This window comes from Acidimicrobiales bacterium, assembly GCA_016794585.1.
In the GTDB taxonomy this organism is placed as follows: domain Bacteria; phylum Actinomycetota; class Acidimicrobiia; order Acidimicrobiales; family DATDAH01; genus JAEUJM01.
In genome coordinates this window covers 128,264-154,251 of record JAEUJM010000018.1, presented here as the reverse complement: position 1 = coordinate 154,251, position 25,988 = coordinate 128,264, and the positions used below count along the sequence as shown (strand labels likewise).

The 25,988-nt window shown below is 72.9% G+C and carries 21 protein-coding genes; 12 read left to right on the top strand and 9 right to left on the bottom strand.

What is annotated here, in order from left to right:
* Positions 1-19: 19 nt before the first annotated feature.
* Both JNK12_10780 and JNK12_10775 read right to left on the bottom strand, forming a co-directional pair.
* Entirely contained in the window at positions 20-2,056 is a 2,037-nt protein-coding gene (locus JNK12_10780; GenBank protein MBL8776411.1) for an acyltransferase, read from the bottom strand.
* A 55-nt stretch (positions 2,057-2,111) separates the two neighbouring features.
* The gene (locus JNK12_10775; protein ID MBL8776410.1) at positions 2,112-3,665 is read right to left on the bottom strand and encodes an S-layer homology domain-containing protein; all 1,554 of its coding nucleotides are present in this window, start codon (positions 3,663-3,665) and stop codon (positions 2,112-2,114) included.
* A gap of 108 nt (positions 3,666-3,773) precedes the next feature.
* On the opposite strand from JNK12_10775, the gene JNK12_10770 reads away from it, so the two are divergent.
* The 7 genes from JNK12_10770 to JNK12_10740 all read left to right on the top strand — a co-directional run bounded on the left by JNK12_10770 (position 3,774) and on the right by JNK12_10740 (position 12,399).
* A complete protein-coding gene (locus JNK12_10770) occupies positions 3,774-5,780 on the top strand; it encodes a glutaminyl-peptide cyclotransferase (protein ID MBL8776409.1) in 2,007 nt (668 codons plus the stop codon).
* Between the two features lie 76 nt (positions 5,781-5,856).
* Positions 5,857-7,098 carry a cytochrome P450 gene (locus JNK12_10765; GenBank protein MBL8776408.1) on the top strand — a complete coding sequence of 414 codons (1,242 nt, stop codon included), beginning with the start codon at positions 5,857-5,859 and terminating at the stop codon, positions 7,096-7,098.
* Complete coding sequence (locus JNK12_10760) at positions 7,095-7,673, top strand: TetR/AcrR family transcriptional regulator (GenBank protein MBL8776407.1); 579 nt, start codon at positions 7,095-7,097, stop codon at positions 7,671-7,673. Before JNK12_10765 ends, JNK12_10760 begins: the two co-directional genes overlap by 4 nt.
* A 95-nt stretch (positions 7,674-7,768) precedes the next feature.
* Complete coding sequence (locus tag JNK12_10755; GenBank protein ID MBL8776406.1) at positions 7,769-9,346, top strand: hypothetical protein; 1,578 nt, start codon at positions 7,769-7,771, stop codon at positions 9,344-9,346.
* Between the two features lie 19 nt (positions 9,347-9,365).
* Complete coding sequence (locus JNK12_10750; GenBank protein MBL8776405.1) at positions 9,366-10,028, top strand: hypothetical protein; 663 nt, start codon at positions 9,366-9,368, stop codon at positions 10,026-10,028.
* A gap of 150 nt (positions 10,029-10,178) precedes the next feature.
* Positions 10,179-11,201: a hypothetical protein gene (locus tag JNK12_10745; protein ID MBL8776404.1), complete on the top strand. Its 1,023-nt coding sequence runs from the start codon at positions 10,179-10,181 to the stop codon at positions 11,199-11,201.
* A gap of 190 nt (positions 11,202-11,391) precedes the next feature.
* Positions 11,392-12,399, top strand: coding sequence for a hypothetical protein (locus tag JNK12_10740; protein ID MBL8776403.1), 1,008 nt, complete (start codon positions 11,392-11,394; stop codon positions 12,397-12,399).
* Positions 12,400-12,451: 52 nt separating this feature from the next.
* On the opposite strand, the gene JNK12_10735 is transcribed toward JNK12_10740, so the two are convergent.
* Positions 12,452-14,137: a GMC family oxidoreductase gene (locus tag JNK12_10735; GenBank protein ID MBL8776402.1), complete on the bottom strand. Its 1,686-nt coding sequence runs from the start codon at positions 14,135-14,137 to the stop codon at positions 12,452-12,454.
* Positions 14,138-14,278: 141 nt separating this feature from the next.
* Here JNK12_10735 and JNK12_10730 point away from each other — a divergent pair, with 141 nt between their 5' ends.
* Complete coding sequence (locus JNK12_10730; protein MBL8776401.1) at positions 14,279-15,091, top strand: DUF1295 domain-containing protein; 813 nt, start codon at positions 14,279-14,281, stop codon at positions 15,089-15,091.
* Positions 15,092-15,095: 4 nt separating this feature from the next.
* On the top strand, positions 15,096-16,004 hold the full coding sequence (locus JNK12_10725; GenBank protein MBL8776400.1) for an LLM class F420-dependent oxidoreductase: 909 nt from the start codon (positions 15,096-15,098) through the stop codon (positions 16,002-16,004).
* Between the two features lie 24 nt (positions 16,005-16,028).
* Here the strand turns inward: JNK12_10725 and JNK12_10720 are convergent, their stop codons facing one another.
* The gene (locus tag JNK12_10720; protein MBL8776399.1) at positions 16,029-16,511 is read right to left on the bottom strand and encodes a hypothetical protein; all 483 of its coding nucleotides are present in this window, start codon (positions 16,509-16,511) and stop codon (positions 16,029-16,031) included.
* A 100-nt stretch (positions 16,512-16,611) separates the two neighbouring features.
* On the opposite strand from JNK12_10720, the gene JNK12_10715 reads away from it, so the two are divergent.
* Positions 16,612-17,382, top strand: coding sequence for an SDR family oxidoreductase (locus JNK12_10715; GenBank protein ID MBL8776398.1), 771 nt, complete (start codon positions 16,612-16,614; stop codon positions 17,380-17,382).
* Between the two features lie 68 nt (positions 17,383-17,450).
* Here JNK12_10715 and JNK12_10710 read toward each other — a convergent pair whose 3' ends face one another.
* The 4 genes from JNK12_10710 to JNK12_10695 all read right to left on the bottom strand — a co-directional run bounded on the left by JNK12_10710 (position 17,451) and on the right by JNK12_10695 (position 20,369).
* Positions 17,451-18,689, bottom strand: a complete 1,239-nt coding sequence (locus JNK12_10710) for a cytochrome P450 (protein MBL8776397.1) — start codon at positions 18,687-18,689, stop codon at positions 17,451-17,453.
* An 87-nt stretch (positions 18,690-18,776) separates the two neighbouring features.
* Complete coding sequence (locus tag JNK12_10705) at positions 18,777-19,751, bottom strand: nitronate monooxygenase (protein ID MBL8776396.1); 975 nt, start codon at positions 19,749-19,751, stop codon at positions 18,777-18,779.
* Between the two features lie 40 nt (positions 19,752-19,791).
* The gene (locus JNK12_10700; GenBank protein MBL8776395.1) at positions 19,792-20,127 is read right to left on the bottom strand and encodes a type II toxin-antitoxin system RelE/ParE family toxin; all 336 of its coding nucleotides are present in this window, start codon (positions 20,125-20,127) and stop codon (positions 19,792-19,794) included.
* Positions 20,128-20,135: 8 nt separating this feature from the next.
* Complete coding sequence (locus JNK12_10695; GenBank protein ID MBL8776394.1) at positions 20,136-20,369, bottom strand: type II toxin-antitoxin system ParD family antitoxin; 234 nt, start codon at positions 20,367-20,369, stop codon at positions 20,136-20,138.
* A gap of 178 nt (positions 20,370-20,547) precedes the next feature.
* Between JNK12_10695 and JNK12_10690 the strand changes: the two genes are divergently transcribed.
* The gene (locus JNK12_10690; protein MBL8776393.1) at positions 20,548-23,166 is read left to right on the top strand and encodes an EAL domain-containing protein; all 2,619 of its coding nucleotides are present in this window, start codon (positions 20,548-20,550) and stop codon (positions 23,164-23,166) included.
* On the opposite strand, the gene JNK12_10685 is transcribed toward JNK12_10690, so the two are convergent.
* A complete protein-coding gene (locus JNK12_10685; GenBank protein MBL8776392.1) occupies positions 23,144-24,349 on the bottom strand; it encodes an amidohydrolase family protein in 1,206 nt (401 codons plus the stop codon). The two genes, JNK12_10690 and JNK12_10685, sit on opposite strands and share 23 nt — an antisense overlap.
* Positions 24,350-24,545: 196 nt before the next feature.
* Between JNK12_10685 and JNK12_10680 the strand changes: the two genes are divergently transcribed.
* Positions 24,546-25,982 (top strand): diguanylate cyclase, encoded by a 1,437-nt coding sequence (locus JNK12_10680; GenBank protein ID MBL8776391.1) that lies wholly within the window; start codon positions 24,546-24,548, stop codon positions 25,980-25,982.
* Positions 25,983-25,988: the final 6 nt, after the last annotated feature.

Below are 25,988 nucleotides of genomic sequence, written 5' to 3'. Positions count from 1 at the left end.
CGAGCCGGTCGGCCGGCGCTCACGAGCCGAATGGGCTCCCGTCGGGCACTGCCGCGGCCAGCACGGCCGCGAGCGGGTCGGCCAGGCGGCGGACGTACCCGGTGGTGAGGTGGCTGTCGTCGCGGTACACGAGCTGGTTGCCGACGATCACCGGGCACCACGTGGCGCCACAGGCGAGATCGGTGGTCGGCGCGTAGACGGCGCCGGCATCGTCGGCCGCCGATCGGGCCACGGCGCCGAAGCCGCCGTCGTCGAGGTCCGCTCGGGCGCGGACGCAGTCGGTGGCGCGGTCGAGGTGCTCGGCGAGGCAGTCCGGCACCCAGCCCTCGGGGTACGGCGTGTCGCCCAGCACCACCGTCGGTGCCGCGGCCGCGAGCGTGTCCAGGGTCGCCGAGAAACCGTCACGCCACTCGTCGGCGGCCGGCGCTCGCCCCTGGGCGTCGACCGCGTAGCGCGAGGTGTTGGTCACCAGCACGAGGTCGGGGGCGAGGTCGGCCGCGAGGTCGAGAGCTGCGGCCCGCCACTCGTCGCACTCGCGGAAGGCGCGACCGAGCGCGCCGTCGTGGACGGTGACGGCCGCCGCCGGGCAACCCGCCTTGGTGAGGGGCACCACCGTCACCCCCTCGCGCCGACCGAGGGCGTCGAGCGCCGGCACCCACTGCGCGGCGTGCGAGTCGCCCAGCACCACGACCGTGCGATCGCCCTCGGGGTCCCCGTACCGGCAGCGCCGGGGCGTGGTCTCCAGAGCGGTGAGGTGGCAGCCGTCCTCGTACACGGGCGGGAAGTCCTGGTCGGCGCCGGCGAGCCCGGGAGTCAGGTTGGCGGGCACCTCGTCCACGAGCGCGGCGCGGTCGAGGGCCTGGGCATCGACCGACCGCCGAGCGACGTCGGCGGCGGCCTGCCCCGGCCCGACGATCTCGCCCTGCGCCGCCACCAGGCCGACGAACACCGCGATCAGCACGCCGGTCACGCCCAGCCCGAGGGCCAGGCTCAGACGGGGCGCGGCCACGAGTCGAGGGTCTCGCCGGACCGGTTGCTCCACCCAGCGGTAGGTGGCCGCCGCCAGCACGAAGGCCACCCCCGCCGCCGCGACCGCCGGCGGCCCCCCGACCTCCCGATCGAGGGCGATGGCGACGAACACCATCGCCGGCCAGTGCCAGAGGTACCAGGAGTAGGACCGCACGCCCACGGCCCGCAGCGGGCGAGCCGCGAGCAGGGCGCTGACGCCGCCGTCGGCCGCCGGGGGTGCCAGCAGCACGAGGACGGTGGCGAGCGTCGGCACGACGGCCCACGCGCCGGGCCACGGCGTCGACCCGCCGGCGCGAACCACCGTGGCGGCGATGGCCACGAGCCCGGCGACCGCCGCCGCGGCGCGCACCCGGTGCGACAGGCGGGCGCTGAGCGGGCGCCAGGCCAGCGCCACCAACGCGCCGGCGCAGAGCTGCCAGGCCCGGGTGGGGAGCGAGAAGAACGCCCAGGAGGGGGCGGTGACGACCCAGCGCTGGGCCAGCAGGAACGACGCACCCGCGAGGCCGGCGACCGCCAGCGCGGCCCGGCGCCTGGGTCGAGCGCCCCGGAAGACCAGCCACAGCACGAGCGGCCAGAAGAGGTAGAACTGCTCCTCGACGGCCAGCGACCAGAACTGCTGGAAGGGCGATGGCGCCAGGTGGGCCCGCAGGTAGTCGAGCTGCTGGGCGGCGAGGCGCAGGTTGATGGTGTACGAAGACGTGGCGAGGGCATCAGCGGCGAGGTCGCGGTGCCGGAGGGGCGACACCACGAACCACCCGACCGCGACCGTGGCCACGGTGACCAGCGCCGCCACCGGCAGGAGCCGACGGAACCGGCGCCCGTAGAAGCCGCTGACCGACAGTCGGCCGCGGCCCTCCACCTCGCGGGCCAGCAACCCGGTGATGAGGAAGCCGGAGAGGACGAAGAACACGTCGACCCCGGCGAAGCCGCCCGAGAAGCCGGGCAGGTCGGCGTGGTACGCCACGACCGCGAGGACCGCGAGCGCACGCAGCCCGTCGATCTCGGGACGGTACGAGGGGTCGGTCACCGGATCGGCGCGCCGATCGGCCCGTGCCGCCGCGGCAGCACGGGTGGCGGTCAGCTCAGCCGACAGGGGGCGGCGCCGGGGGCGTGGACGACGGCACCGTGGTGGCGGGCGGCAGCGTCGTGGGAGGCACCGCGGTCGTGGGCGGCGCCGGAGTGGACGGGGGCACGGTGGTGGGCGGAGCGGCGCCCGGGGCCGGGCCCACTGCGCCGGGCACCGGGGTCGTGGTAGTGGTGGTGGTGGGTGCGGTCGCCTCGGCGAGCAGGGAGGCGATGTACAGGGCCAGCGCGTGCAGCGTCCGGGCCGCCAGCGCCCGCATCACCGGGACGCCCGAACCGAAACTGCCGTTCCCGTACGGAGCGAGGATCCCGTTGGTCACGGCCCAGTCGACCGCGGCGGCGTACGCCGGCGCCACGTCGGGCCACGAGCGGGGGACGACCCCCTCCGTCGGGCGCTGCATGGCCCGCCACAGGTACACGGCCAACGCCTCGCGGGTGACGAGGTCGCCGCCGCGGAAGGTCCCGTCGGGGTAGCCCCGCATGATGCCCTCGGCCTGCACCCAGCCCACGGGCCGGCGCAGGCCGGTGGGCACGTCGCTCCAGGTCGACCGGGGCCGGTCGGTGGGCGACCCCGCGAGCCGCCACAGCATCTGGGCGAACTGGCTCCGGTCGAGCGGCACCCCGAAGCTGCCCAGCTGCGCCCGGTAGGTGCCGTTGCGGTAGGGATCGGCGATGCCGTTGGTGCCGGCCCACGCGACGGCCTCGGCCGACCGCGATCGGTCGGGCACGTCCCAGAACGGCCCCGACGTGAAGGAGGGGTCGCAACCCTCGGCCGCCTGACCGGCGAGCAGGCCCAGCTCCCGCCGGCCCGCCTCGGTGTGGTGGAGGCGGTCGGCCAGGAAGAACCCGCGGTCGCCCGACAGCCAGTACCAGGCTGCGTAGGGCACCAGCGCGACGTTGCGGCTCGCGTAGCGGTGCTCGGCCAGCACCCGACCGAGGATCCGGTTGAACGCCGTCCGGTGCTCGTTCACGTAGGGGTACGCGATGTTGGCCGTCGGCTTCTGGTCGAACCAGCGCACGCACGTGACGTCGGGCGGAGCGAGGGGCGTGCCGTCGGGCGCGAGGTTGAGCACGGTGTCGAGGAACCGACGCACGTCCCTTTCGAACTTGGCCGGGCTGTGGTCCCAGAAGGCGTCGCCCGTGCCCAATTCCACGAGGAGGATGTCGGGCCCACCGGGGGCCTCGACCACCGGGCGCAGCCGGGGCAGGTGGTACCCGATGTAGCCGGCCGCCACCGAGTGGTAGTAGGCGACCGGGTGGGTGCGCTGGACCTGGCGGCGCACGTAGTACCCGGCGTCGCGGCCGATCGAGTCGCCCACGAAGGCCACGCTGGGCACCTGGGGGGTCGGCAGCGGGCGGGGCAGCCATCCTTCGGGCGCGGTGAGCTCGAGGGGCGGACCGTCGGGCGCCGGCGGGTCCGACTCGGCCACCGCCGCCTCGGGCGGGGCGGAGGCGTCGGGCGCGCCCTGCGCGCCGGCCGGACCGGCGACGGCGCCGGCGGCGAGCGCGACCGCCAGCACGAGGGTCGTCGACGTCTTCCACCCGGCGCGCATGACCGCACCACGGTACCGGTCACGTCCGGTGCCGGTCATTCGGCCGCTGCACGGAAGTAGGGTCGGGCGGCCGGCGAGAACCGAGTCGGCGGGGTGCGGGAGGCGTTGGTGGCCGGACTGCCGGAGATCGAGGGCTACACGGACCTGGAGCGGCTCGCCCGTGGCGGGTTCGGCACGGTGTACCGCGCCTGGCAGGTGCGCTTCGGGCGCGTCGTCGCCCTCAAGGTGCTCGACGTGGAAGCCCTCGACGAGGACGCCCGCCGCCGCTTCGAGCGCGAGTGCCTCGCCATGGGCAGCCTGTCGTGGCACCCGAACGTGGTGGCCCTGCACGACTCCGGCATCACCGCGGACGGCCGGCCCTACCTGGTGATGGAGTACCTCGAGGCGGGGTCGCTCGGTGATCGGCTCGACCAGGGGCCGCTGGCGTGGCCGCACGCCGTGCGCGCCGGGGTGGAGGTGTCGGGGGCGCTCGGTGCCGCGCACGCCGCGGGCACGCTGCACCGCGACCTCAAGCCCGAGAACCTGCTCGTCGGCCCCTTCGGCGAGACCAAGCTCGGTGACTTCGGCATCGCCGCCGTCGAGGGCTCCGCCCGCACCGTGGGCGGCGCCGTGTCGCTGACCATCGCCCACGTGGCCCCCGAGGTGCTCGGCGGCCACGAGCCGGGCGAGCAGTCCGACGTCTACGCCCTCGCGTCGACCCTCCACACCCTGCTCGCGGCCGAGCCTCCGTTCGACCCCACCGGCTCGGTCGGCGACGTGCTCGCCCGCATCGTGCACCTCGACGCGCCCCGCCTCACCAACGTGCCCGGCGAGCTCGCCGACGTCGTCCAGCAGGGGCTGGCCAAGGACCCGGCGGCCAGGCCGGCCGGCGCGGCCGCGTTCGGCCGGGCGCTCCAGTCCGTGCAGGCCACCCATCGCCACCCGGTCACCGCCCTGCGTCTCACGCCGGGTTCCGACGAGCCCCTCGTCCCCCCGCCGGCGCCACCCCCCGAGGCGCCGGCCCCGCCTCCGCCACCACCCGCTCCTCCCGGCGCCCCGCCCCGCACGGTCCCTCCCGTCGGTGCCCCGCCGCCGAGCCCGTCCACCACCTCGCCGCTGGTCAAGGCGCTCATCATCGGCGCCGCCGCGGTCTTCGGGCTCGCCCTGGTGGTGGTGGTCGCCGCGGTCGGCATCGTCGTGCTGACCCGTGACGACGGCTCGGGAGGCACCACCTCCACCACCGCGACCGACACCACCACGGCGACCGGGACGGCCACCGACCCGCCGGTGGTGGTGGCCACCGTCGGGGTCGGTGCCGGCCCCGAGCAGGTGGCCATGACCGACGACGCGGTGTGGGTGGTCGACAGCGAGGACGCCACCGTCAGCCGCATCGACCCGGCCACCGACGACGTCGTCGCCACCATCCCCGTCGGCGCCAGCCCCTTCGGCATCGCCGCGACCGAGGACGCGGTGTGGGTCGCCAACAGCGAGGGCAGCAGCGTGAGCCGCATCGACCCCGCCACCGAGGAGGTGGTCGCCACGGTCGACCTGCGGTCGTTCCCCGCCGGCATCGCCGCCGACGAGGACGAGGTGTGGGTGGCCGGCTTCGACGACGGAACCGTGTCGCGGATCGACCCGGCCACCGACCGAGTCGCCGGCATCGTCGAGGTGGGGTCCCCCCTCAACGGCATCGCGCTCACGGAGGACGCGGTATGGGTGACCAGCCCCGGGGCAGGCACGGTCACCCGCATCGACCGGTCCAGCCGCAGGGTGGCGGCGACCATCGATCTCGGCGTCGACGTGCAGCCCAACGGCATCGGTGCCACCGACGGCGCGGTGTGGGTGGGCGGCTTCGCCAACGACTCCGTCACCCGCATCGACCCCGCGACCGACGAGGTGCTGGCCACGGTCGAGGTCGGCAACCAGGTGAACGGCGTGGCCGCCACGGACACCTTCGTCTGGGCGGTCAACCAGGCCGACGGCACCATCAGCCAGATCGACATCGCCACCGATCGGGTGCTCGCCACCATCGAGGTCGGGGCCACCCCGAACGGCGTGGCCGCCACCGACGAGGCGGTCTGGACCACGAACTTCACCCCGGGCACCGCCACCCGGCTCGACCCCACCCCGGACTGAGTGGAGGGGGGCGGGCGCGCGGCATCGTTCGACGCGGCCCTTGCTCCCAAACGAACGTTTGATTGATACTGGCGCCATGACCGCTGTGGACACGCCGCTCATCGACGTCAACGACCCGCGCTTCTACGACGACCCGTGGGACGCCTACCGGTGGATGCGCGACCACAGCCGGGTGCACTGGGACGCCAAGAACGAGCTGTGGGTGGTGAGCCGCCACGAGGACGTGTCGATCGTGTCGCGCAACAACGCCCGCTACTCCGCCGCCGGCGGCGTGCGCCCGGCGGTCGCCGCGCCGATGTCGATCATCTCGATGGACGACCCCGAGCACACCCAGCAGCGCCGCATCGTCTCCAAGGGCTTCACCCCGAAGAAGGTCGCCGACCTGGCCGACCACATCCGCGAGGTGAGCCGCGAGATCGTCGGTGAGATCGCCGGCCGTGGCGAGGTGGACTTCGTCCCCGAGTTCGCCATCCACGTGCCCCTCATCGTGATCGCCGAGATGATGGGCCTCGACCCCGAGGTCCGGGAGCGCCTGTACGCCTGGTCCGACGCCATGATGGACGGCGACGGCCACACCGACCCCGACGCCCCGCAGCTGCACGCCGCCGCGGAGGCCTTCGGGGAGTACACCACCATGTGCCAGGAGCTCATCAACGAGCGCCGCCAAGTGCCCAAGGACGACCTCATCAGCACCCTCACGGCCACCTTCGACGCCGGCGAGCTGTTGAAGCTCGATCCCTCGGCCGCCACCGCGAAGATCGAGCAGGAGCAGCTGACGCTCGACGACTACGAGCTGCTCATGTTCCTCGTGCTGTTGATCGTGGCCGGCAACGAGACCACCCGCAACGCCCTGTCCGGCGGCCTCATCGCCTTCAGCCGGTTCCCCGGCGAGCGCGACCGCCTCATCGCCGACCCGTCGCTGATGGAGACCGCGGTGGACGAGATCGTCCGCTACGTGAGCCCGGTGCTCAGCTTCTGCCGCACGGCCACCGAGGACCACGAGCTCCACGGCGAGACCATCCTCGAAGGCCAGAAGGTGCTCATGCTGTACCAGTCGGCCAACCGCGACGAGCGGGTCTTCGACGATCCCGACACCTTCCGGATCGACCGGAGCCCCAACCCGCACCTCGGCTTCGGCATCGGCACGCACTACTGCATGGGGGCCAACCTCGCGAAGGCCGAGATCCGGGTGGTGTTCGAGGAGCTGTTCTCCCGCCTCCCCGACATCCGCGTGCCCGACGGCGTCACCCCCGAGCGTGGTGACTCCGCGCTCGTCCTCGCCATCAACAGCCTCCCCGCCATCTTCACCCCGGCGTGACCGCCACCACGGTCGCGGACCAGCGGGGCCACATCCTCGCCACCGCGCTCGGCCTGATGAGCGAACGGGGCGCACCCGACACCTCGATGCGCCACCTCGCCGACGCCTGCGGCCTGAACGTCGCCACCCTCTACCATTACTTCCCGTCCAAGGCCGCGCTGGTCCACGCGGTGATCGAGGACCGGCGCTACCTCGACCGCCTGGCCGAGGACGTGCCACCGGTCGATCTCACCCTCCCACCGCGGGAACGCCTCGAGGCGGTGCTCCAGTGGCTGTGGCGCGCCACCCTCGACGAGGAGGCGCTCGTCCGACTGATCCTCGGCGAGAGCCTGCGCGCCGAGCCGGCCGCCCAGGTCGTCGTCCGCCAGCTGCTCGCAGCCATGGACGCCGGCTTCGAGGCCTGGCTCGCCGACCTGCTGCCCGAGCTCGAGGGTGACAAGGCGGCGATGGCCCGCATCCTGCGGGGCCAGCTCATCGCGTGGCTCATCGAAGGGGTCCTGGTCGCGGCGCCCGACCGGGAGGCGTCGTTCGACCGCCACGCGTCCGAGCTCGCCGCCGTCCTCGCCCCTGAGTAGCGGGCGGGCAGCCGCGGGCGGGTGACTCGGCCCGAGGCGGCACCACCGGACGGTCCCCGAGCAGGGCCGGGCTGCCGGTGCTTCACTGTTACGCCATGGGTCTCCGTGACACGCTGCGCCAGGCGAAGGAGGCCATGAGCCCCGACGCCATCAAGCAGGGGCTGGCGTCGTTCAACCAGCCTCCCACCGAGGAGGAGATGGAGGCGGCGCTGGCGTCGTTGACCCCGGAGCAGCGCGCCGCGTACGACGCGCAGATGGCCCAGGCGACCCTGGCCCAGCAGCAGGGCACGGCCGCCGCCGACGCCCACCGGGTGCTCGACGGGCCGGCCGGCGACTTCCTCTACGGGCCCTCCGCGGCCGACCAGATGGCCACCCTCCAGAGCGGCGGCATCGGCGGCATGCTCAAGATGACCGCCGGGCAGTTCGGCAAGGAGCTGAAGAACGCCTACACCAGCCCGCCGAAGCACGAGAAGGACCGGGGCCTCGCCGGCCAGATCGGCGCCCAGGAGCGCTCCCAGCGAGACGCCGCCCGTGCCCCCTACCTCGCCCCCGACCGTTGGCCCGTGTTCACGAGCCGCATCGCCACGCGAGGGCACACCCAGGTCGCCGAGGTCATCTCCTACCTGCGCAGCAGCGGCCTCGGCGCCCGCCCCGATCTCGTCTACGGCGTCTACCGGGTGCCCGACCGCATCAGCCCGGCCGTCACCTCCCACTCGGAGTCCGGGCGGGTCGTGGAGTGGGACATCGTCCACTCGGCCCTCCCCGACGCGCCCGTCGACGCCCCCGTCGGCGCCGCCTGGTTCCCGGGCGGGCTGCCCTGGGTGGCCCGGCGCAAGGGGGAGGCCTCCGTCCTCGACGAGGACCTCGGCACCGCGTACCTCGGACGCGCCGGGATCCTGCCCGAGGCCACCCTGGGGATCGCCCGCCTGTGCACGTTCGCCGAGCCGAGGGACCGGTGGTACGCGCTCGACGGGAGCAGCTCGGGGGAGACCGGCGACAGCTACCCGATCGTCCCCATCGTGGAGGGCGTGCTCGTGTTCCACGCCGGCGCCGACCCCGACCCCGTGGTCTCCCAGATGCGGACCGAGGCGCCGCTCCCCCTGGGCCCCGAGAGCCTCGCCGGCACCCACATCGAGGTCCTGAACTGGACCGCCATCGCCAACGCGGTCCACCCACGGGTGCAGCACCCGCCGCCGACCCCGTCGCCGTTCCCCTATCTGCCATCGACCCCCCAGGAGCTGCTCCGGGCCTACCTCGAGGTCGTCGGCGTGCGCTCGTTCGACTGCACCTCGGCCCAGGTCACCATCGACCGCCCCTTCCCCCTCGTGGGTCGGATCCACATGGGGACGTCCAACATCGGGTCGGCCCAACCGTGCGCCGACGGCAAGGAGCGGCGTCGCCTCCAGGGCGCCCGACGGATCGTCATCGCCTACCGGGACCGACCCGAGTACGCCGCCGGACGCGAGCGCTGGGCCCGGTACCAGCACGAGGTGCTGCTGGCCCACCTCGAGCGGGGCAACGAGCTGCGCCCACCCGTGGTCCCCGACGAGCTGCCGGACAACCCCGTGCTCCGCGCCGGCGCCAAGATCCTGAACCTGGCCGAGCGGGTCTCCACGGTGGGCGAGTGGGAGCCCCCGCCCCCCTACCGCTATTGCTGGCCGGTCGTCGGTTGAGGGAAGACGCCGGTCCGCCGTGACCTGGACCAACCCCGATGTCACGCCGGTCGGCGTGGCGCGCGACCACACGGGCCAACCGGTCAGCCGGCACCGACGGGGATGGGTCCGCATCGTCATCGGAGCTCTGATGCTGATCGGCGGCGTCGCCCTGGCCGTCGGGGGCATCCGGGCGTCGATCGAGTTCCGCTCCGACGCCTTCGACGACGCCGTGGGCGAGGGACGCCTCGAGGGGGTCGGGCCCACCGACCCGGTGCGGTTCGTCGTCGACGAGGCCACCGGCGAGGACTTCACGATCTTCCTCGACACGCCGGACACCGGGAACAGCACCCGCCTCGACCGCGAGGTGCAGTCGACCGAGTGCACCGTGGTGCGCTCGGACGGGACCGAGCAGGAGGTCCTCGGCCGTCTCCAGGGTGTGGCCTCCGACATCGGGGGCCTGCGCTCGGTCGGCGGGTTCTCCGCGACGCCCGGAGAGACCACCGTGACCTGCGGCTGGCGGGCGCCGAACCGCCGCCTCGACCGCGGTCGGGCCGACTCGCGCCCCTTCCTGGTCAGCCCCGGGGCGCCCTCCCTGGCCGCCGACGGGGTCCTCGCCGTCCTGGCCGGCGTGGGTGTCGCCCTCGCGGGCGGCGCCCTCCTCGCCTGGGGCCTCCACGGCCGACACGCGCTCGCCGACTGAGGAGCGGCGCCCGCACCGCCGTTGCACACGACGCTCCACCACGCGTAGCGTTTGCCCACCCACGCTTCGCGATGGAGCGGGGTCGAGAGCGAGGTACGCAACATGGGCGGCAGCCGCACCCCGAGTTCCATCCGTCGAATCGTTTCCAGCGTGGTGTTGCTGGTCGCCCTCGGCGCCACGGTGATCGGCGCCGGCCCCGCCGGCGCCCGCACGAACCAGGCGGGGCCGCCCGAGCTCGACCCGCTCAGCCCCCTGACGCTGGTCAACGACTGGACGACGACCGTGTACGGCACCGCGCCGCCGGCGGCCGGCGTGGTCGACGGCGCGGTCGTGTTCCGCGGTGCGGTGATGAGCGGGACCTCCGGACAGATCACCACCCTGCCCGTGGGCATGCGCCCGACCACCACGGTGTACCTGCCGGCCGACCTCTGCGGCGGGGTGCGCGGACGTCTCATCGTCAACAACCTCGGCCAGGTGTTCGTCTCCGCCGACGACTTCGGCGACGCCCAGTGCTTCACCTCCCTCGACGGCCGCTCGTTCACCCTCGGCGCTGCGACGAGGCTGACGCTGCGCAACGGCTGGGTCAACGGGGAGTACGGGACCCGCCCCGCGAAGGCGCGGGTCCTGAGCGGCACGGTGCGCCTCAGCGGCGCGATCTCCCTCGGCACGCGGGCCACCGCCTTCCAGCTCCCCGTCGGGATGCGCCCCAACCGCCCCACCTACGTCGCCATCGACCTGTGCAACGGCGCCGTGGGTCGCCTGCTCGTCCTGCCCACGGGCAAGGTCAAGGTCCAGTCCGCGACCGACTTCGCCGCGGCGTCGTGCTTCGCCTCGCTCGAGGGTGCGACGTTCCGCCTGTCGGCGCCCAACCCTCTCGCCACGCTGAACGGCTGGAGCAGCGCGGCCTTCGGCACGCGCGCCGCGAAGGCGGCCGTCTCGGGCCCGACCGTGCACCTCGTCGGCGGGCTCAACGGCGGCAGCGATTCACTCGTGACCGTCCTGCCCGAGGGCCTGCGCCCGAGCTCGACGGTGTACGTCGTCACCAACCTGTGCGGTGCGGCCCCGGGCCGCCTCATCATCGACCCCAACGGCGAGGTGCGCACGGCCTCCCCGGTGACCTTCACCGACGCCCAGTGCTTCACGTCACTCGACGGCGTCAGCTTCACCCCCTGACGCCTCGATCGCCGGGGCCGGGGCGCGTTGAGTCGCGCCGAGGCCCCGTCTAGCCTCACGCCCTCGGTCGGCGGGAGGCTCGCCGACGATCCGACGACAGGAAGAGACACCTCTGATGGGCGGTCCTGCACCCCGTTCCCTCGCGCGACGCGCTGGCGCGCTCGTGCTCGCGCTGGCGAGCCTCCTCACCGTGGCCGTCGCCACGCCGGCCGGCGCCGCCCCCGAGCGGGCCCGCCAGGAGGCGGCGCCCGGCGAAGGGGGCACCAACCTCCCCCTGCAGAACGGGTGGATCGGTGCACCGGACGGCACCGCCACCCCCTTGGCCGCGCTCGTCGACGGAGCCGTGGTGCTCAGCGGTGGGCTGTCCAGCGGCAGCGCGTCCTACGCCTTCACCCTGCCCGAGGGCCTGCGACCGGCCGCCGACGTCTACCTGCCGGTGACCGTCTGCGGCGGGCGGGCCGGTCGCCTCGTCGTCGAACCGAACGGCGACGCGTTCATCTACGCCGGCTTCGGCGCCACGTTCGCCGACGCCCAGTGCTTCACCAGCCTCGACGGCGCGTCGTTCACGCTGGGCCCGGCTTCACCGGTCACCCTCGCCAACACCTGGACCACCACCCAGTATTCGACCCGGGCGCCGAAGGTGAGCGTGAGCAACGGCACCGTGCGGTTCCGGGGGGCGGTGCAGGACGGCTCGAGGGGCCGGCTGTTCGTCCTGCCGGTGGGCATGCGCCCTCGCGCGGACGTGTACGTGGCCGTCGACCTGTGCGCCGGCGTGCCCGGCCGGCTCTACATCCGGCCGAACGGCGTGGTGAAGGTCTTCTCGTCCGCGGACTTCAGCGACGCGCAGTGCTTCACCTCGCTCGAAGGCGCCTCGTTCCGCCTGAACGCGCCGACCAAGCTGACGTTGGCGGGCACCTGGACCGGAGCCGCCTACGGCACCCGCAAGGCAAAGGCCGCGCTCGTCGGTGGCGTCGTCCGCTTCGTCGGCGGCGTCCAGGACGGCGAGGCCTCGCAGGTCACGTTCCTCCCCGTGGAGCTGCGGCCTTCGCACACCGTCCACGTGCGCGTCGACCTCTGCGACGCCAAGCCCGGGCGCCTGGTCATCGACCCGACGGGTTTCGTCTCCGTCAGCGCAGTCGGCGGCCTCGAGGACGCCTCGTGCTTCATCTCGCTCGACGGCGTGTCCTTCGTTCGCTGAGACTCCCACCTCGCCGGCCGCGGCGGTGCCCTGAGCGGGGCGCCGCCGCCGGTCAGCGGCTGATGATGGTCAGCGCCGCCGGTGCCCCGACGGGGACGGCGGGACTCGCCGGGGCGACGGGCGCCACCGCCTCGTAGTCCTCGCCCAGGGGCGGGCGGGGGTCGGCCTCGCCCTTGTTGGGCCAGCGGGCCATGGCCCGCTCGGTCATGGCCGTGATGGTCAGCGACGGGTTCACCCCGAGGTTGGCGCTGATGGCCGACGCGTCGGCCACGTGCAGGCCGGGGTGGCCGTAGATGCGGTGGTACGGGTCGATCACGCCGGTCTCGGCGGAGTCGCCGATGCAGGCGCCGCCGAGGATGTGCGCGGTGGTGGGCACGTCGAGCAACGCCTCGTTCCAGGCGCCCCTCGGCTCGCCGCCGATGATCTCGGCGGTCGCCCGGGCGGCCTCGTTGGCCACCGGGATGTAGGTGGGGTTCGGCTCGCCGTGGCCCTGGGCGGTCCACAGCACGTTGCCCTTGCGGAAGACCCGGAGGCTGTTGTCCAGGGTCTGCATCACGAGCAGGATCACGCCCCGCTCGGACCACCGCCGGACCGACATCGAGCGCAGGAACGCCCCCGGGTGGCGCAGCACCTGGTAGGCGAAGCGCACCTGGCGCGGCACCCGGCCTCCGCCGTCGACCAGGATCGTGGTGAGGGTGCCCATGGCGTTGCTGCCCGGCGAGTAGCGGACCGGCTCGATGTGGGTCTGGTCGTCGACGTGGATGGACGAGGTGATGGCCACGCCCTGCGAGTAGTCGACCTCGGTGTCGTTGGCGACCGCCACGAGGATGGCCTCGGAGTTGGTGCGCACCACGTCGCCGAGGCGGTCCGAGAGGCGGGGCAGGCTGCCCTGCTCCTTGAGCTTGAGGAGCAGCTTGAGGGTGCCGAGCACGCCGGCGGAGAACACGACCTGGTCCGCGGTGAAGGTCTTCTGGCGCTTGCGGGCCCAGGCACCGGGGCGGACGGTGCGCACCCGGTAGCCGCCGCCGGGCTTCGGGGTGACGTCGACGGCGAGACGGTCGGGGTGGACCTCGGCGCCGTTCTTCTCGGCCAGATACAGGTAGTTGCGGTCGAGGCTGTTCTTCGCGCCGAAGCGGCAGCCGACCATGCAGCCGCCGCAGTGGTTGCACCCGGTGCGCTCGGGGCCCTCGCCGCCGAAGTACGGGTCGGGAACGGTCTCCCCCGGCTCACCGAAGAACACGCCCACCGGGGTGCGGTGATAGGTGTCGGCCACGTCGAAGCGCTCGGCCAGCTCGTGCATGACCTCGTCGGCGGGCGTGTCGAACGGCACCTCGTTGACCCCGAGCATGCGCTTGGCCTGGTCGTAGTGGGGAGCGAGCTCGTCTCTCCAGTCGGTGATGTGGCCCCACTGGCGATCGGTGTAGAAGGGCGGGAGCGGCTCGTAGAGCGTGTTGGCGTAGACCAGCGACCCGCCGCCCACGCCGGCGCCGGACAGCACCATGACGTCGCGGAGCATCGAGATGCGCTGGATGCCCCGGAGACCGAGCTTGGGCATCCAGAGGAACTTGCGCAGGTTCCAGTTGGTCTTCGGGAAGTCGCCCTTGCCGAGGCGCTTGCCGCACTCGAGCACGCCGACCTTGTAGCCCTTCTCGGTGAGGCGGAGGGCGGTGACGCTGCCGCCGAAGCCGCTGCCGATCACCAGCACGTCGTAGTGGGTGTGCGTGCCGAGTGGGTCCATGAGGCTCGTCTCCTTCGTCGGCGCCCCGACCGGGGTTCGCGGCGCGCCCTCGCTGCGGGCCGCTGACCGGTGCCGCCGCCCCGGGAAAGTTACCGTCCCGACGACCACGACCCCGGCGCCGTGCCCGCCTACGGTGCCGGTGTGGACTACGTGAGCGTCTTCGCCGCCAGTGCCGGCGCCATCGCCGCGCTGATGGTGGGCACCTGGCTGGTGTCGCTGCCCCTCCGCAACGCCAGCATCGTGGACATCGTGTGGGGTCTCGGCTTCGTGGTCGTGGCCTGGGTCTCCTATCTCGTCGGCGACGGGGTCGAGACCCGCCGTCTGCTCCTGGCCGCGATGGTCTCGGTCTGGGGCCTCCGCCTCGCCGGCTACCTGCTCTGGCGCAACGCCGGCAAGGGCGAGGACTTCCGCTATCAGGCCATGCGCCGCAAGGCCGGCAGCAGCTTCGCACTGAAGAGCCTCGTCACCGTGTTCGCGTTGCAGGGCGTGATCATGTGGGTGGTGAGCCTGCCGGTGCAGGTCGCCTCGGTGCCGGACTCACCCGAGTCCATCGGCGTCCTCGGCGTCGCCGGCGTCGTGGTGTGGGCCGTCGGGCTCTTCTTCGAGGCCACCGGCGACTGGCAGCTCGCCCGCTTCAAGGCGGACCCCGCCAACGCCGGCCAGGTGATGGACCGGGGGCTGTGGCGCTACACGCGCCACCCCAACTACTTCGGCGACTTCTGCGTCTGGTGGGGCATCTGGCTGGTGGCCGCGGCGACCGGTGTCGGCGCGCTCGCCGTCGTCGGTCCGCTCGTCATGTCGGTGTTCCTGATGCGGGTGTCGGGCGTGCCCATGCTCGAGCGGACCATCGGGAAGCGCCGACCGGGCTACGAGGACTACGTCCGGCGCACCAACAGCTTCTTCCCCGGGCCACCGAAGCCCGCCGCGCCCAGCGGAGGCGATGGGGCAAGCTGACCCGATGCACCACTGGGTCACCTACCCCCTGATCCGCCACCCTCACAACCCCGCCTTCGTGGCCGGGGAGGGCCTGACCCGCTTCGCACGGGCCGCCGAGGCGGCGGGCTTCTCGGGCATCGCCTTCACCGACCACCCCGCCCCGTCGGACAAGTGGCTCAACGCCGGCGGCCACGACGCCCTCGACCCCTTCGCGGCCCTGTCCTTCGTGGCGGGGGTGACGAGCACCCTCCGACTGATCCCCAACATCGTGGTGCTGCCCTACCGCAACCCGTTCCTGGTGGCGAAGGCGGCCGCCACCATCGACGCCCTGAGCGGCGGTCGCTTCACCCTCTCGGTGGCCACCGGCTACCTGCGCAGCGAGTACCGCGCCCTCGGCGTGGACTTCGAGCGCCGCAACGAACTCTTCGACGAGGCCCTCGAGGTGCTGAAGGGCGTGTGGACCACCGACGCCTTCGCCTACGAGGGCAGCGGCTTCACCGCCGGCGGCGTGAGCGCCAACCCGAAGCCGGCCCACGTCCCGATCTGGATCGGGGGCAACAGCGCCCTGACCCGGCGGCGGGTGGCCCGGTCGGCCGACGGCTGGAACCCCTTCCCGGCGCCGGCGGCGCTGGCCCGCACCGCCCGCACCACCCCGCTCCAGACCCTCGACGACCTCGCCCCGATGCTCGACCACCTGCGTCGGGAGACCGAGGCGAACGGACGCGACCCCGCCACCATCGACGTGTCGTTCACCACGGGCCTCCCGGGCGCGGGCAGCCCCGACTTCTCCGCCGACGCCCAGCTCACCGCGCTGGCCGAGCTCGCCGCCGTCGGCGTGACGTGGTGCTCGACCGGCGTGCCCGACGACTCGATGGACGCCGCCGTCGAGGCCCTCGAGCGCTACGGCGCCGAGGTCATCGCCCGCCAGTAGCCGGGCGGACGCCGGCGCCGTGCGTCAGATGGCGTTGACGATGTTCAAGACGTCGAAGACAGCCGACACCGCGAGCACGACGAGGATGATCGCCCCGATGACGGCGTGGACCCACCGCCACGGGTGGTCGGAGCCGAAGAAGCGGCGGGCCGAGATCGTGATGAAGACCACCGACACGACGCTCAAGGCGATGCTGAGGAACGGCCCGAACGCTCCGGAGAGGCCGATCAGCGGCAGCACGAAGGGCAGCAGCAGGTAGGTGGTGATGCAGCGGAGGGCGGAGACCGTCACCGAGCGCTCGAACGCCCGGTTGGCCTGGATCAGGCTCATCTTGGGGGCGTGGGGGTCGATGCGCAGCAGGCGCCGCATGCGCATGTCGGCCGCCGACCTCGGCGTCTCCTGGCGCTCGCGCTCGGCGGCGATGGCGGCGTGGTCGATGGGGCACCGCCCTGCGTCCTCGCCGACGGGGGTGAGCTCGCTGGCGTCGAGGGTGGCGGCGTCGTCCATCGGCCCCCACGCTAGGGGGCGCGCGCCCGATCTGTCACGGCAAGCGGGGGTGCGATCGGATCCGTCCGATCGACGCCCCGCGGCCTGCTAGGACGAGGGCATGGACCGGGCGCAACTCGACCAGCTCTTCGACCTTTCCGGCCGGGTGGCCATCGTCACCGGGGGCACCCGGGGTATCGGGCGCGCCATCGCCGAAGGCTTCGCCGCCGCCGGCGCCGACGTGGTGGTGGCGAGCCGCAAGGCCGACGCCTGCGCGGAGACCCAGGCGGCGCTGGAGGCCATGGGCGGGCGGGCGTTGGGCGTCCCCACCCACCTCGGTGAGCCCGACGACCTGCGGGCCCTCGTCGACGCGACCGTCGACCGGTTCGGCGGCGTCGACATCGTGGTCAACAACGCCGCCACCGCCCTCGCCCAGATGATCGAGGACATCACCCCCGAAGCGTGGGAGAAGGTCTTCGACGTGAACCTGCGCGGACCGGTGCTGCTCGTCCAGGCGGCCATCCCCCACCTGCGCGCCAGCGAGCACGGATCGGTGATCAACGTCGTCTCCGTCGGCGCCTTCCTCTTCTCCACCTACACGTCGATGTACGCCAGCGCGAAGGCGGGGCTCCTGCAGTACACCCGCTCGATGGCCGCCGAGCTCGCCCCCGACGGCATCCGGGTCAACGCGCTCGCCCCCGGCACGGTCGACACCGACATGGTGCGGGCCAACCCGCCCGAGGCCCAGGAGCGCATGGCCAACGCCGCCCTGCTGCGGCGCGCCGCCCAACCCGACGAGCTCGTGGGCCCGGCCCTGCTACTGGCCTCCGACGCCGGGAGCTTCGTCACCGGCCAGTGCCTGGTGGTCGACGGCGGCCTCGCCCCACGCTGACAACGACGAGCCGAACTCGAGGCAGTAGCCCCCGGATTCCGGGGGGCTTTGCCTCGAGAACGCGGTGATCAGGCGGGGGTGAGGCGGACGGGGAGGCGCTTGAGGGCGTTGTTGAGGTTGGAGCGGACGCGCACGGCGTCGCCCGTCTGCTCGATGGCCGGAAACGCAGCCAGCAGCTCCTCGAAGAACACCCGCCCCTCGAGCCGGGCCAGGTGGGCGCCGAGGCAGAAGTGCTCGCCGATCCCGAACGACAGGTGCGGGTTGGGGCTGCGGCGGATGTCGAAGGCCTGGGCGTCGGCGAACACGGCCTCGTCCCGGTTGGCCGACGTGTAGTACATCGCCACCTTCTCCCCCTCGGCGATGGGCACGCCCGAGAGCTCGGTGTCGGCGCTGGCGGTGCGACGGAAGTAGTGGAGGGGGTTGGCCCACCGCAGGATCTCCTCGACCGCGCCGGGGATGAGCGACGGGTCGGCCCGCAACGCGGCCAGTTGGTCGGGGTGCTGGAGCAGTGCCTCGAGCCCCGACGAGAGCATCGTCTTGGTGGTGTCGTTGCCGGCGGTGACGAGCTGCACGCAGAAGCTGCCGAAGTCGATGTCGTTCATCGGCTCGGGGGCCCGGTCGTCGCGCCCGAACTCGGTGGCGAGGATCAGCGAGGTCAGGTCCTCACGGATGGGCTCGGTCCGCCGGCGGGCGCCGAACTCGATGAAGTACATCGCCATCGCGACCATGGCGTTCTCGTCCTCGTCCTCGCCGACCGCGGCGAGCTCGGGGTCCTGACCACTGGTCTGGCGCTCGGCCCAGCGTTGGATGCGGGCCCAGTCCTCCTCGGGCAGGCCCATGATTTCGCCCACCACCTGCGAAGGAAGGGCGCCGCAGACGTCGTGCACGAACTCGACGTCCCCCCGCTCCGCGGCCTCGGCCATGATCCGCTTGCAGATGGCGCGGATCTGACCTTCGAGCTGTCCGATGACCCGGGCGCCGAAGTGCGGCGAGAGCGGCGCCCGGTAGTCCGCGTGGGGCGGCGGGTCCATGGCCAGCAGCATGTGCCGCATCATGGCGAGGGCCTCGGGGTCGAGGTCCTCGATGACCACGCCACCGAGCGACGCCGAGAACACCAGCGGCTCACGGGCGACGTGGACGAGGTCGGCGTGGCGCAGCACCACCCAGGCGTCGTCGCCCTCGGCCATGGCCTGGCGGAACACCGGCTGGGTGGCCCGCAGGTGGGTCAGGTACTCGTGGGGTGGGCCGTCGACGAAGGTGTCGGGGTCGAAGAGGTCGACGGCGGTGGGCTCGGCGAGGTCGGTCACGGGTCGGTCCTCCGGCGGTTGGTCAGGCAGGGCGGGACGATGGGGGAACGGGCGACAGGGGCCCACACGCGCGGTTCGACACGGGTGTCATCCGCTGCCGGCCGGCTCGTCAGAGACGGCGTCGGGCGGGGCGGGATAGCGAGCGGCGAGGTCGGCGAGCACGGTGAGGCAGTCGTCGGCGCACTCCCGGATGACCTCGGCCACGGGGCGCACGGCGTCGATGCGACCGGCGACCTCTCCCGACAGGGCGATGCCCTTGTCGAGCTCGCCCCGGAAATAGACGCCGGGCTGGTCGCCGAAGGCGGCGAAGGCGTTGGTGGTGGTGTCGAACTCGAGCGCCGACGAGTAGTCGGTGCGCAGCGCCCGCAGGGCAGGGCTGGCGTGGCGGTTGAGAAAGACCGTGTCGGTCTCGGCGGCGTCGACGATGGCCTGCTTCCAGTTCGCGTGGATGGGCGACTCCACCGTCGCGACCATGCGCGTCCCGAGCTGGATGCCTTCGGCGCCGAGGGCGAGGGCGGCGGCCATCGTCGGCCCGTCCAGGAAGCCCCCGGCGGCGATCACCGGAACGTCGAGCGACTGGCACACGAGCGGCAGCAGCACCATCGTCGACGCCGGCTGGGGTGCCTTGAAGCCCCCGCCTTCGCCGCCTTCCACCACGAGGCCGTCGACGCCGGCGTCCACGGCCTTGCGCGCCGCAGCGAGCGTGGGCACCACGTGGAAGACCGTGAGCCCGGCCTCCTTGAGCTGCGCGGTGTAGCGGGTCGGGCTGCCGGCCGAGGTGGTCACGAAGCGCACGCCCTGATCGGCCACGAAGTCGACGATCGCGGGATCGCGCACGAAGGCCTGGGCGATGTTCACGCCGAAGGGTTTGTCGGTGAGGTCGCGCATCTTGGCGATCTCGATCCGGATCTGGTCGAGCTCGCCCGACGAGGTCTCGATGATGCCCATGGCGCCGGCGTTGGACACCGCCGAGGCCAGGTCGGCCCGGGCGATCCACCCCATGGGCGCCTGCACGATCGGGATCTCGACCCCGAGCAGCCGGGTCACGCGGTTGTCGAACACCGCGCCGGACGTTACCGGGCGTGGGTGCCGGAGGAGTCGGTCAGCCCGGCGTCACTCCCAGCCCGTCGTCGTCGACCAGCACCGAGGGGATGTCTCGCTTCGCGTGGAGGACCCGCCACACATCGACGTGCTCAACACCAGGCACGTAGAAGACGAGGTACGGGAACTGCTCGAGCGCCCAAGTACGGAGGTCGGGGATCTCGAGCTCGTAGGCGAACCGGAGCGATCCGATCAAAGGCTGATCGCGCAGCGTCGAGATCGCCGACTCGAGCGCGTCCACGAAGTCGAGCGCGACCTGCTCACCCGCCTCGTCTCGGTAGTACGCCACCGCAGCCTCGATGTCGGCCGCGGCGAGGGCGCGGAGCGTCGCCTCCACTGGCGTGCTCAGCCGTGCGAGCGGGCCTGGGTGCGGAGCGACGAGAAGTACGCCGCGTCCGCGGTGGCCGCGACCGGGGCGCTCGCGCCGGCGAGGAGCGCGGCCCGGAGCCGGCGGCGCTCGTGGTCGCGCCGGATGAGCTCACGGACGTACTCGCTCGTCGAGCCGTAGTTGCCGTCGCTGACCTGGGTGTCGACGAAGGCGCGCAGCTCCTCGGGGAGCGAGACATTCATCGTGGGCACGGCCAGATCGTACGCCTGATGGCAAGGCTTGCCAAGAATGCGACGGCAAGGGCAGACCGGTCCACTCCAGGACCCTTCACAACCCGAGCCACCCGCCGACAGGGGAGGGATGACCCCGGCCGCGCTCGACGCGGCCCGACGGAGCGGCCGTGCCGGGCGAGCGGCGACCGCCGGTGCCGTGGGAGCTCTCCTCCTGTGGCTGTCCGTCCCCGCCTTCGGTGGCGCGGGCGTGGTGCAGGGCGCGTACCTGGTGGGTTCCGTGCTCGCCGCCGTGGCCATGTGGATCGGGTTGTGGTGGCGCCGGCCGGCCACACCGGCCCCGTGGCGTTGGCTGGCCGCCGGCCTGACCGCGTGGGCGGTGGCCGATGTGGTGTACGCCGCCTACGGCTGGTTCGGGCACCCGGACCCGAGCGTGTCGGTGGCTGACGCCCTCTACTTCTCCGGGTACGGGGCGGTGGCGATCGGTCTCGTGCTCGTGATCCGGGCCCGCAAGCCGGGCGGCGACCTCGATGCACTCCTCGACGCCGCCGCCGTGGGCGTGGCCGCCCTCGTGATGGCCTGGGACCTGCTCATCCAACCGGCCATCGATCCCAGCGCGAGCACCGGGGCGACCGTGCTGTTCGCGCTGTACCCGGTCTCGGACGTCATCCTGCTCGCCCTGTTGGTGCGACTGCTCCTCGACACCCGCCTCCGCAGCACGCCCGTGGTGCTGCTCGTGGCCGCGCTGTGCACGTGGCTCGTCGGCGACGCTGCCTACTCCGTGCTGGCGGCCACCGGCAGCTACGAGTTCGGCGGCACCGTCTGGCTCGACGAGGTGTTCCTCGCCGGGATGTTCCTCATGGCCGGCGCTGCGCTGCACCCCGACATGGCGGCGATGACCGACGAGCGGGCCGAGCCCCGGGCGGAGCGGCCGTACCGTCTCGCCCTCGGCGTGGTGTGCGTCGCGGTGCCGGGCATCGCCGCCGCCGCCGCCGACCTGGCCGAGGACCCCGCCACCGCGGTCGCCTTCATCGTGGCGATCGTCCTGCTCGCCGCCCTCGTGCTGGCCCGGTCGATCCGCCTGCTCCGCCAGAAGGACACCGCCGAGCAGGCGCTGCGCCGCAGCGGCCACTACCACCAGGCCCTTGCTGCGAACTCCGCCGACGCGGTGCTCGTCGTCGACGCCCACGGCACCCTCACCGCGGAGGCTCCGGCGCTCAGCGGGTTGCTCGGCCTGTCGTCGGTGCCAGGCGTGGGCGCCAGCGTGTTCGACCTCGTCGAGACCGACGACCGGCCCACCGCACTGGCCCTGCTCGATCGCGCGCTCTCACGCCCCCGCCAGGTGCTGACCGGCGAGCTGCGCGTCCGCCACCGGGACGGCGGCCCGCGCTGGGTGGAGGCGAGGGTGGTTTCCCTGGTGGACGACCGCGACGTCGCCGGCGTCGTCGTCAACGTGCACGACATCACGCTGCGCAAGCTCATGGAGCAGGAGCTCAGCCACCAGGCCTTCCACGACGTCCTCACCGGCCTCGCCAACCGGGCGCTCTTCCGCGACCGGGTCGACCATGCCGTCTCCCGCACGGTGCGGACCGCCGAGGACGTCGCCGTCCTGTACATCGACCTCGACGGCTTCAAGACCATCAACGACAGCCTCGGCCACGACACCGGCGACGCCGTGCTCGTCGACATCGCCCGCCGCCTGGAGCAGGCCGTGCGCGGCGGCGACACCGTGGCACGGCTCGGCGGCGACGAGTTCGGCGTCCTCGTGGAGCCGGGGGCGGACGCCCGGCGTGACGCCGAGCTGGTCGCCCGGCGCGTGCTCGCCGCGCTGGCCGATCCGATCCAGGTGCAGGGGACGCCCTTGGCCGTCGGCGCCAGCATCGGCATCGCCGTCGGTCACGCCGGCGGCGACGTGCTGCTGCGCAACGCCGACGTCGCGATGTACCAGGCCAAGGCGACCGGCAAACGGCGTTGGGTGCTGTTCGACGACGACATGCGCGCCGCCGCGGTCGAACGACTGCGGCTCGACGCCGACCTGCACCGCGCCCTCGATCGCGGCGAGATGGCCCTGCACTACCAGCCCATCGTCGAGCTCGAGTCGGGGGAGCTCACCGGGTTCGAGGCGCTCCTGCGTTGGCACCACCCCGAGCTGGGCCTGATCGCCCCCGACCGGTTCATCCCCGTGGCCGAGGAGAACGGGACCATCGTGCCCATCGGCGCCTGGGTGCTCGCGACCGCGTGTCGGACCGCGGCGGCGTGGCGGGCCGCCCGACCCGACGGCCGGACGCTCACGATCTCGGTGAACGTCTCGAGCCGCCAGCTGGCCGGCGACGGCTTCGTGACCGTGGTCGAGGACGCGCTCGCCGACACCGGCCTGGACCCTTCCACCCTCGTGCTGGAGCTCACCGAGAGCTACCTCATGCTCGACCCCGAGCGCGCCGCGGCCCGCCTACGGAGCCTGAGCGCCCTGGGCGTGCGCCTCGCGGTCGACGACTTCGGCACGGGCTACTCCTCGCTCAGCTACCTGCGCGAGTTCCCGGTCGACATCTTGAAGATCGACCGGTCGTTCGTGGCCACCATCTCGGAGGACGAGGAGGTGCCCAGCCTCATCCGGGCCGTCCTCGACCTCTGTCGCACCATGGGCCTCGACGCGGTGGCCGAGGGCATCGAGGAGCCCCACCAGCTCGACCAGCTGCTCGTGGAGCGCTGTCCGCTCGGTCAGGGGTTCCTGTTCGACCGCCCCCTGACCGAGGAGGCCGCCCGAGCGCTCGTCGAGGGCCTCGGGACCGCCCCGGTCAGCCCGGGCGCGGGCCGCTGATCGACGGGGTGTTCAGCTCGCGTGCGTTGTCGCGCAGGATCAGCCGGCGCTCGTCGTCGGTGAAGGCCTTCAGCTCGACGGCGTAGTCCAGCGGTCGGGGCATGCCCTCGATGTGGGGCCAGTCCGAGCCGAAGATCACGCGGTCGGCGCCCATGAGCTCGACCACCTCGTGCACGTCGTCCTCCCAGAACGGGTTGATCCAGACGTGGCGCCGGAAGGTGTCGACCGGGTCCTCCGGGAAGTAGCCCGGGGTCTTCTTCGCGGTCGAACGCAGCTTGTTGAACAGGTCGCCCAGGAACTCCGAACCGTTCTCCACCGAGGCGATGCGCACGTTGGGGAAGCGGTCGAAGAGCTTGTCGAAGGCGATGGTGATGAGGAACTCGAAGGCGGCGCGCTCGATGTTGAAGGACTTGATGGTGGGGCGGAACTGGCCGGTCGACGTGGTGCTGAACGAGGCGCTGAAGCCCTCCTCGGCGTAGCCGTTGGCGCTGTTGCCGCTGTCGCCTGCGTGGACCACGACGGGGATGCCGGCCTCGTCGACCCGCGCCCAGAAGGGGTCGAACACCGGGTCGGCGGGCGAGAGCGGCCCGGTCGGGGTGTAGACCGCGGCGGGCCTGATGCAGATGACGTGGGCGCCGCGCTCGAGCGCCCATTCCAGCTCGGCCACGGCTTCATCGACGACGGCGAGCGAGAGGTAGGGGGCGGCGAAGATGCGCTCCTGGTAGTGGAAGCCCCAGTCCTCGTCGAGCCAACGGTTGAAGGCCTGGGCCATCTTCATGACCGCGGCGGGGTCGTGCTTGAGGGGCTCCTCGTAGAGCACGCCGAGCGTCGGGAAGAGCCAGATGGCCTCGAGGCCGTGCTCGTCCATGACCGCGAGGCGGGCGTCGCGGTCCCGATACTCGGGGAGGATCGGGCCGCGCTCGCGGAGGAAGTCCATGGGCGTCTTCCCGTCGGGGTTGCCCCGGAAGTAGTCGTGCAGGGCGCCGGCGGGGGCGACGGGGTCGAAGGTCGGGTTGGTGACCGCACGGCTGACCTTGCCGCCGACGACGTGGTACTTGCGCCCGTCGATCTCGCACCACTGCACCACCCGCGGGCCCCACTTGGGGTCGAGGTGGCGGGTGAAGGCGTCCAGCGCCTCGTAGTAGTGGTTGTCCGCGTCGAAGGCCTCGTAGTCGATCTCCACGAACCCAAGGGTACGCCCCGGCGCCAGCGGCGTCCCCCTCCCACCTCCGAGTCCCGCTCCCCGCGCATCTGCGGCAAACAGCGATCTGAACTTCGCCGATCTCCAGAACGTGCATAGGGTGCCGATGGGGACGGGGTCGCGTGGCGCGGCCTCTCGTCGGGAAGGGACCGAGGTCGTGGGGAGTGCAAGCGATCGTGTGAGCGGAACGGCGACGAGCGCCGACGGCCGACTCGCCGCGCTCGTCGCGCTCGGCGACCGCCTCGCCCGGGCCCACCTCGACGAGCGCGAGATCGTGCAGGCCACCGCCCGCTCCATCAGCGAGACCCTCGCGTGCGCCGCCGTCGTGTTCCTGGTGCGTGACGGGCTGCTGGTCCCCGAGGGCGTCCACCACCGCACCGACGAGGGTGCGAGGCTCATCCGCGCGATCTTCGAGTCCGTCCCCCACCCGCTCGAGGGAGGGCTGTTGGGCCCGGTCCTCTCGTCCGGCGAGGCACTGGTGGTGCCGGTCGTGCCCGATGAGCTCCTGCGCTCCGCGTACCCGCGGCCCGAGCACGCCGAGTACTTCGACCGCTTCGGTGTGAGCTCGCTCGTGCTGAGCCCGATGCGATCGGGGGACGTCGTGCTGGGCGTCGTCGCCGCCGCGGCCGAGCACGGTCGGCCCCCGTTCACCGAGGCCGACGTGCTCGTCGCGACCGACCTGTGCCAGCGGGTCACCATGGCGCTCGACAACGCCCGGCTCCACGAAGGCGCGTCCGCCGCCGCCACCCGCCTCCAAGCCATCGTGGACGCCAGCGCCGACGCGGTCGTCACCATCGACGTCACCGGTCGGGTCCTGAGCGCGAACGCCGCCACCGAGGCCATCTTCCTCTGGCCTCCGCACGAGCTCATCGGAGAGTCGATCGAGGTCGTGATGCCGGCGGCCATCGCCGCAGCCCACCGGGGCTTCCTCGACCGCTACCTCGCCGGTGGGGAGGCCCAGGTGATCGGCCGGCGGCGCATCCTCGAGGCCCGGCGACGCGACGGCTCCCACTTCTGGGCCGAGCTGTCGGTCGCCGAGATCGACGACGGCGGCTCGCGCATGTTCACCGGGTTCGTGCGGGACGTGTCGGACCGCGTCGAGCACCAGGCCGAGCTCACCCGGCTCGCCGACCTCGACGCGCTGACCGGGACGCTCAACCGCAGAGCGATGACGACGAGGCTCACGCGGCTGTTCGAGACCGCCGTCGGCACCGGCGATTCGGTGGTGATCGCGTTCGCCGACCTCGACGGCTTCAAGGCCGTCAACGACCGGCTCGGGCACGCCGCCGGCGACGCGATCCTGCGCATCGCCGCCGACCGCGTCCGCGCCCACATCCGCGACGACGACCTGCTCGGCCGCTGGGGAGGGGACGAGCTGCTCGTCGCCGGCCTGCGCCGGCGTGACGACGCCACCGAGGGGCGCGAGCTGGCCCGGCGCATCCGGGACGCGGTCCGAGGCCCGGTCCGGCTCGCCGACACCGACGCAGACGTGGTCCTCTCGGCGTCGGTCGGCTGGTCGTGCTTCCCCGACGACTCCGACGACGTCGACGCCCTCGTGCGTCTGGCCGACGCCGCCATGTTCGAGGACAAGCGGCGGGACCTCGACGGCCACTGACGCCGG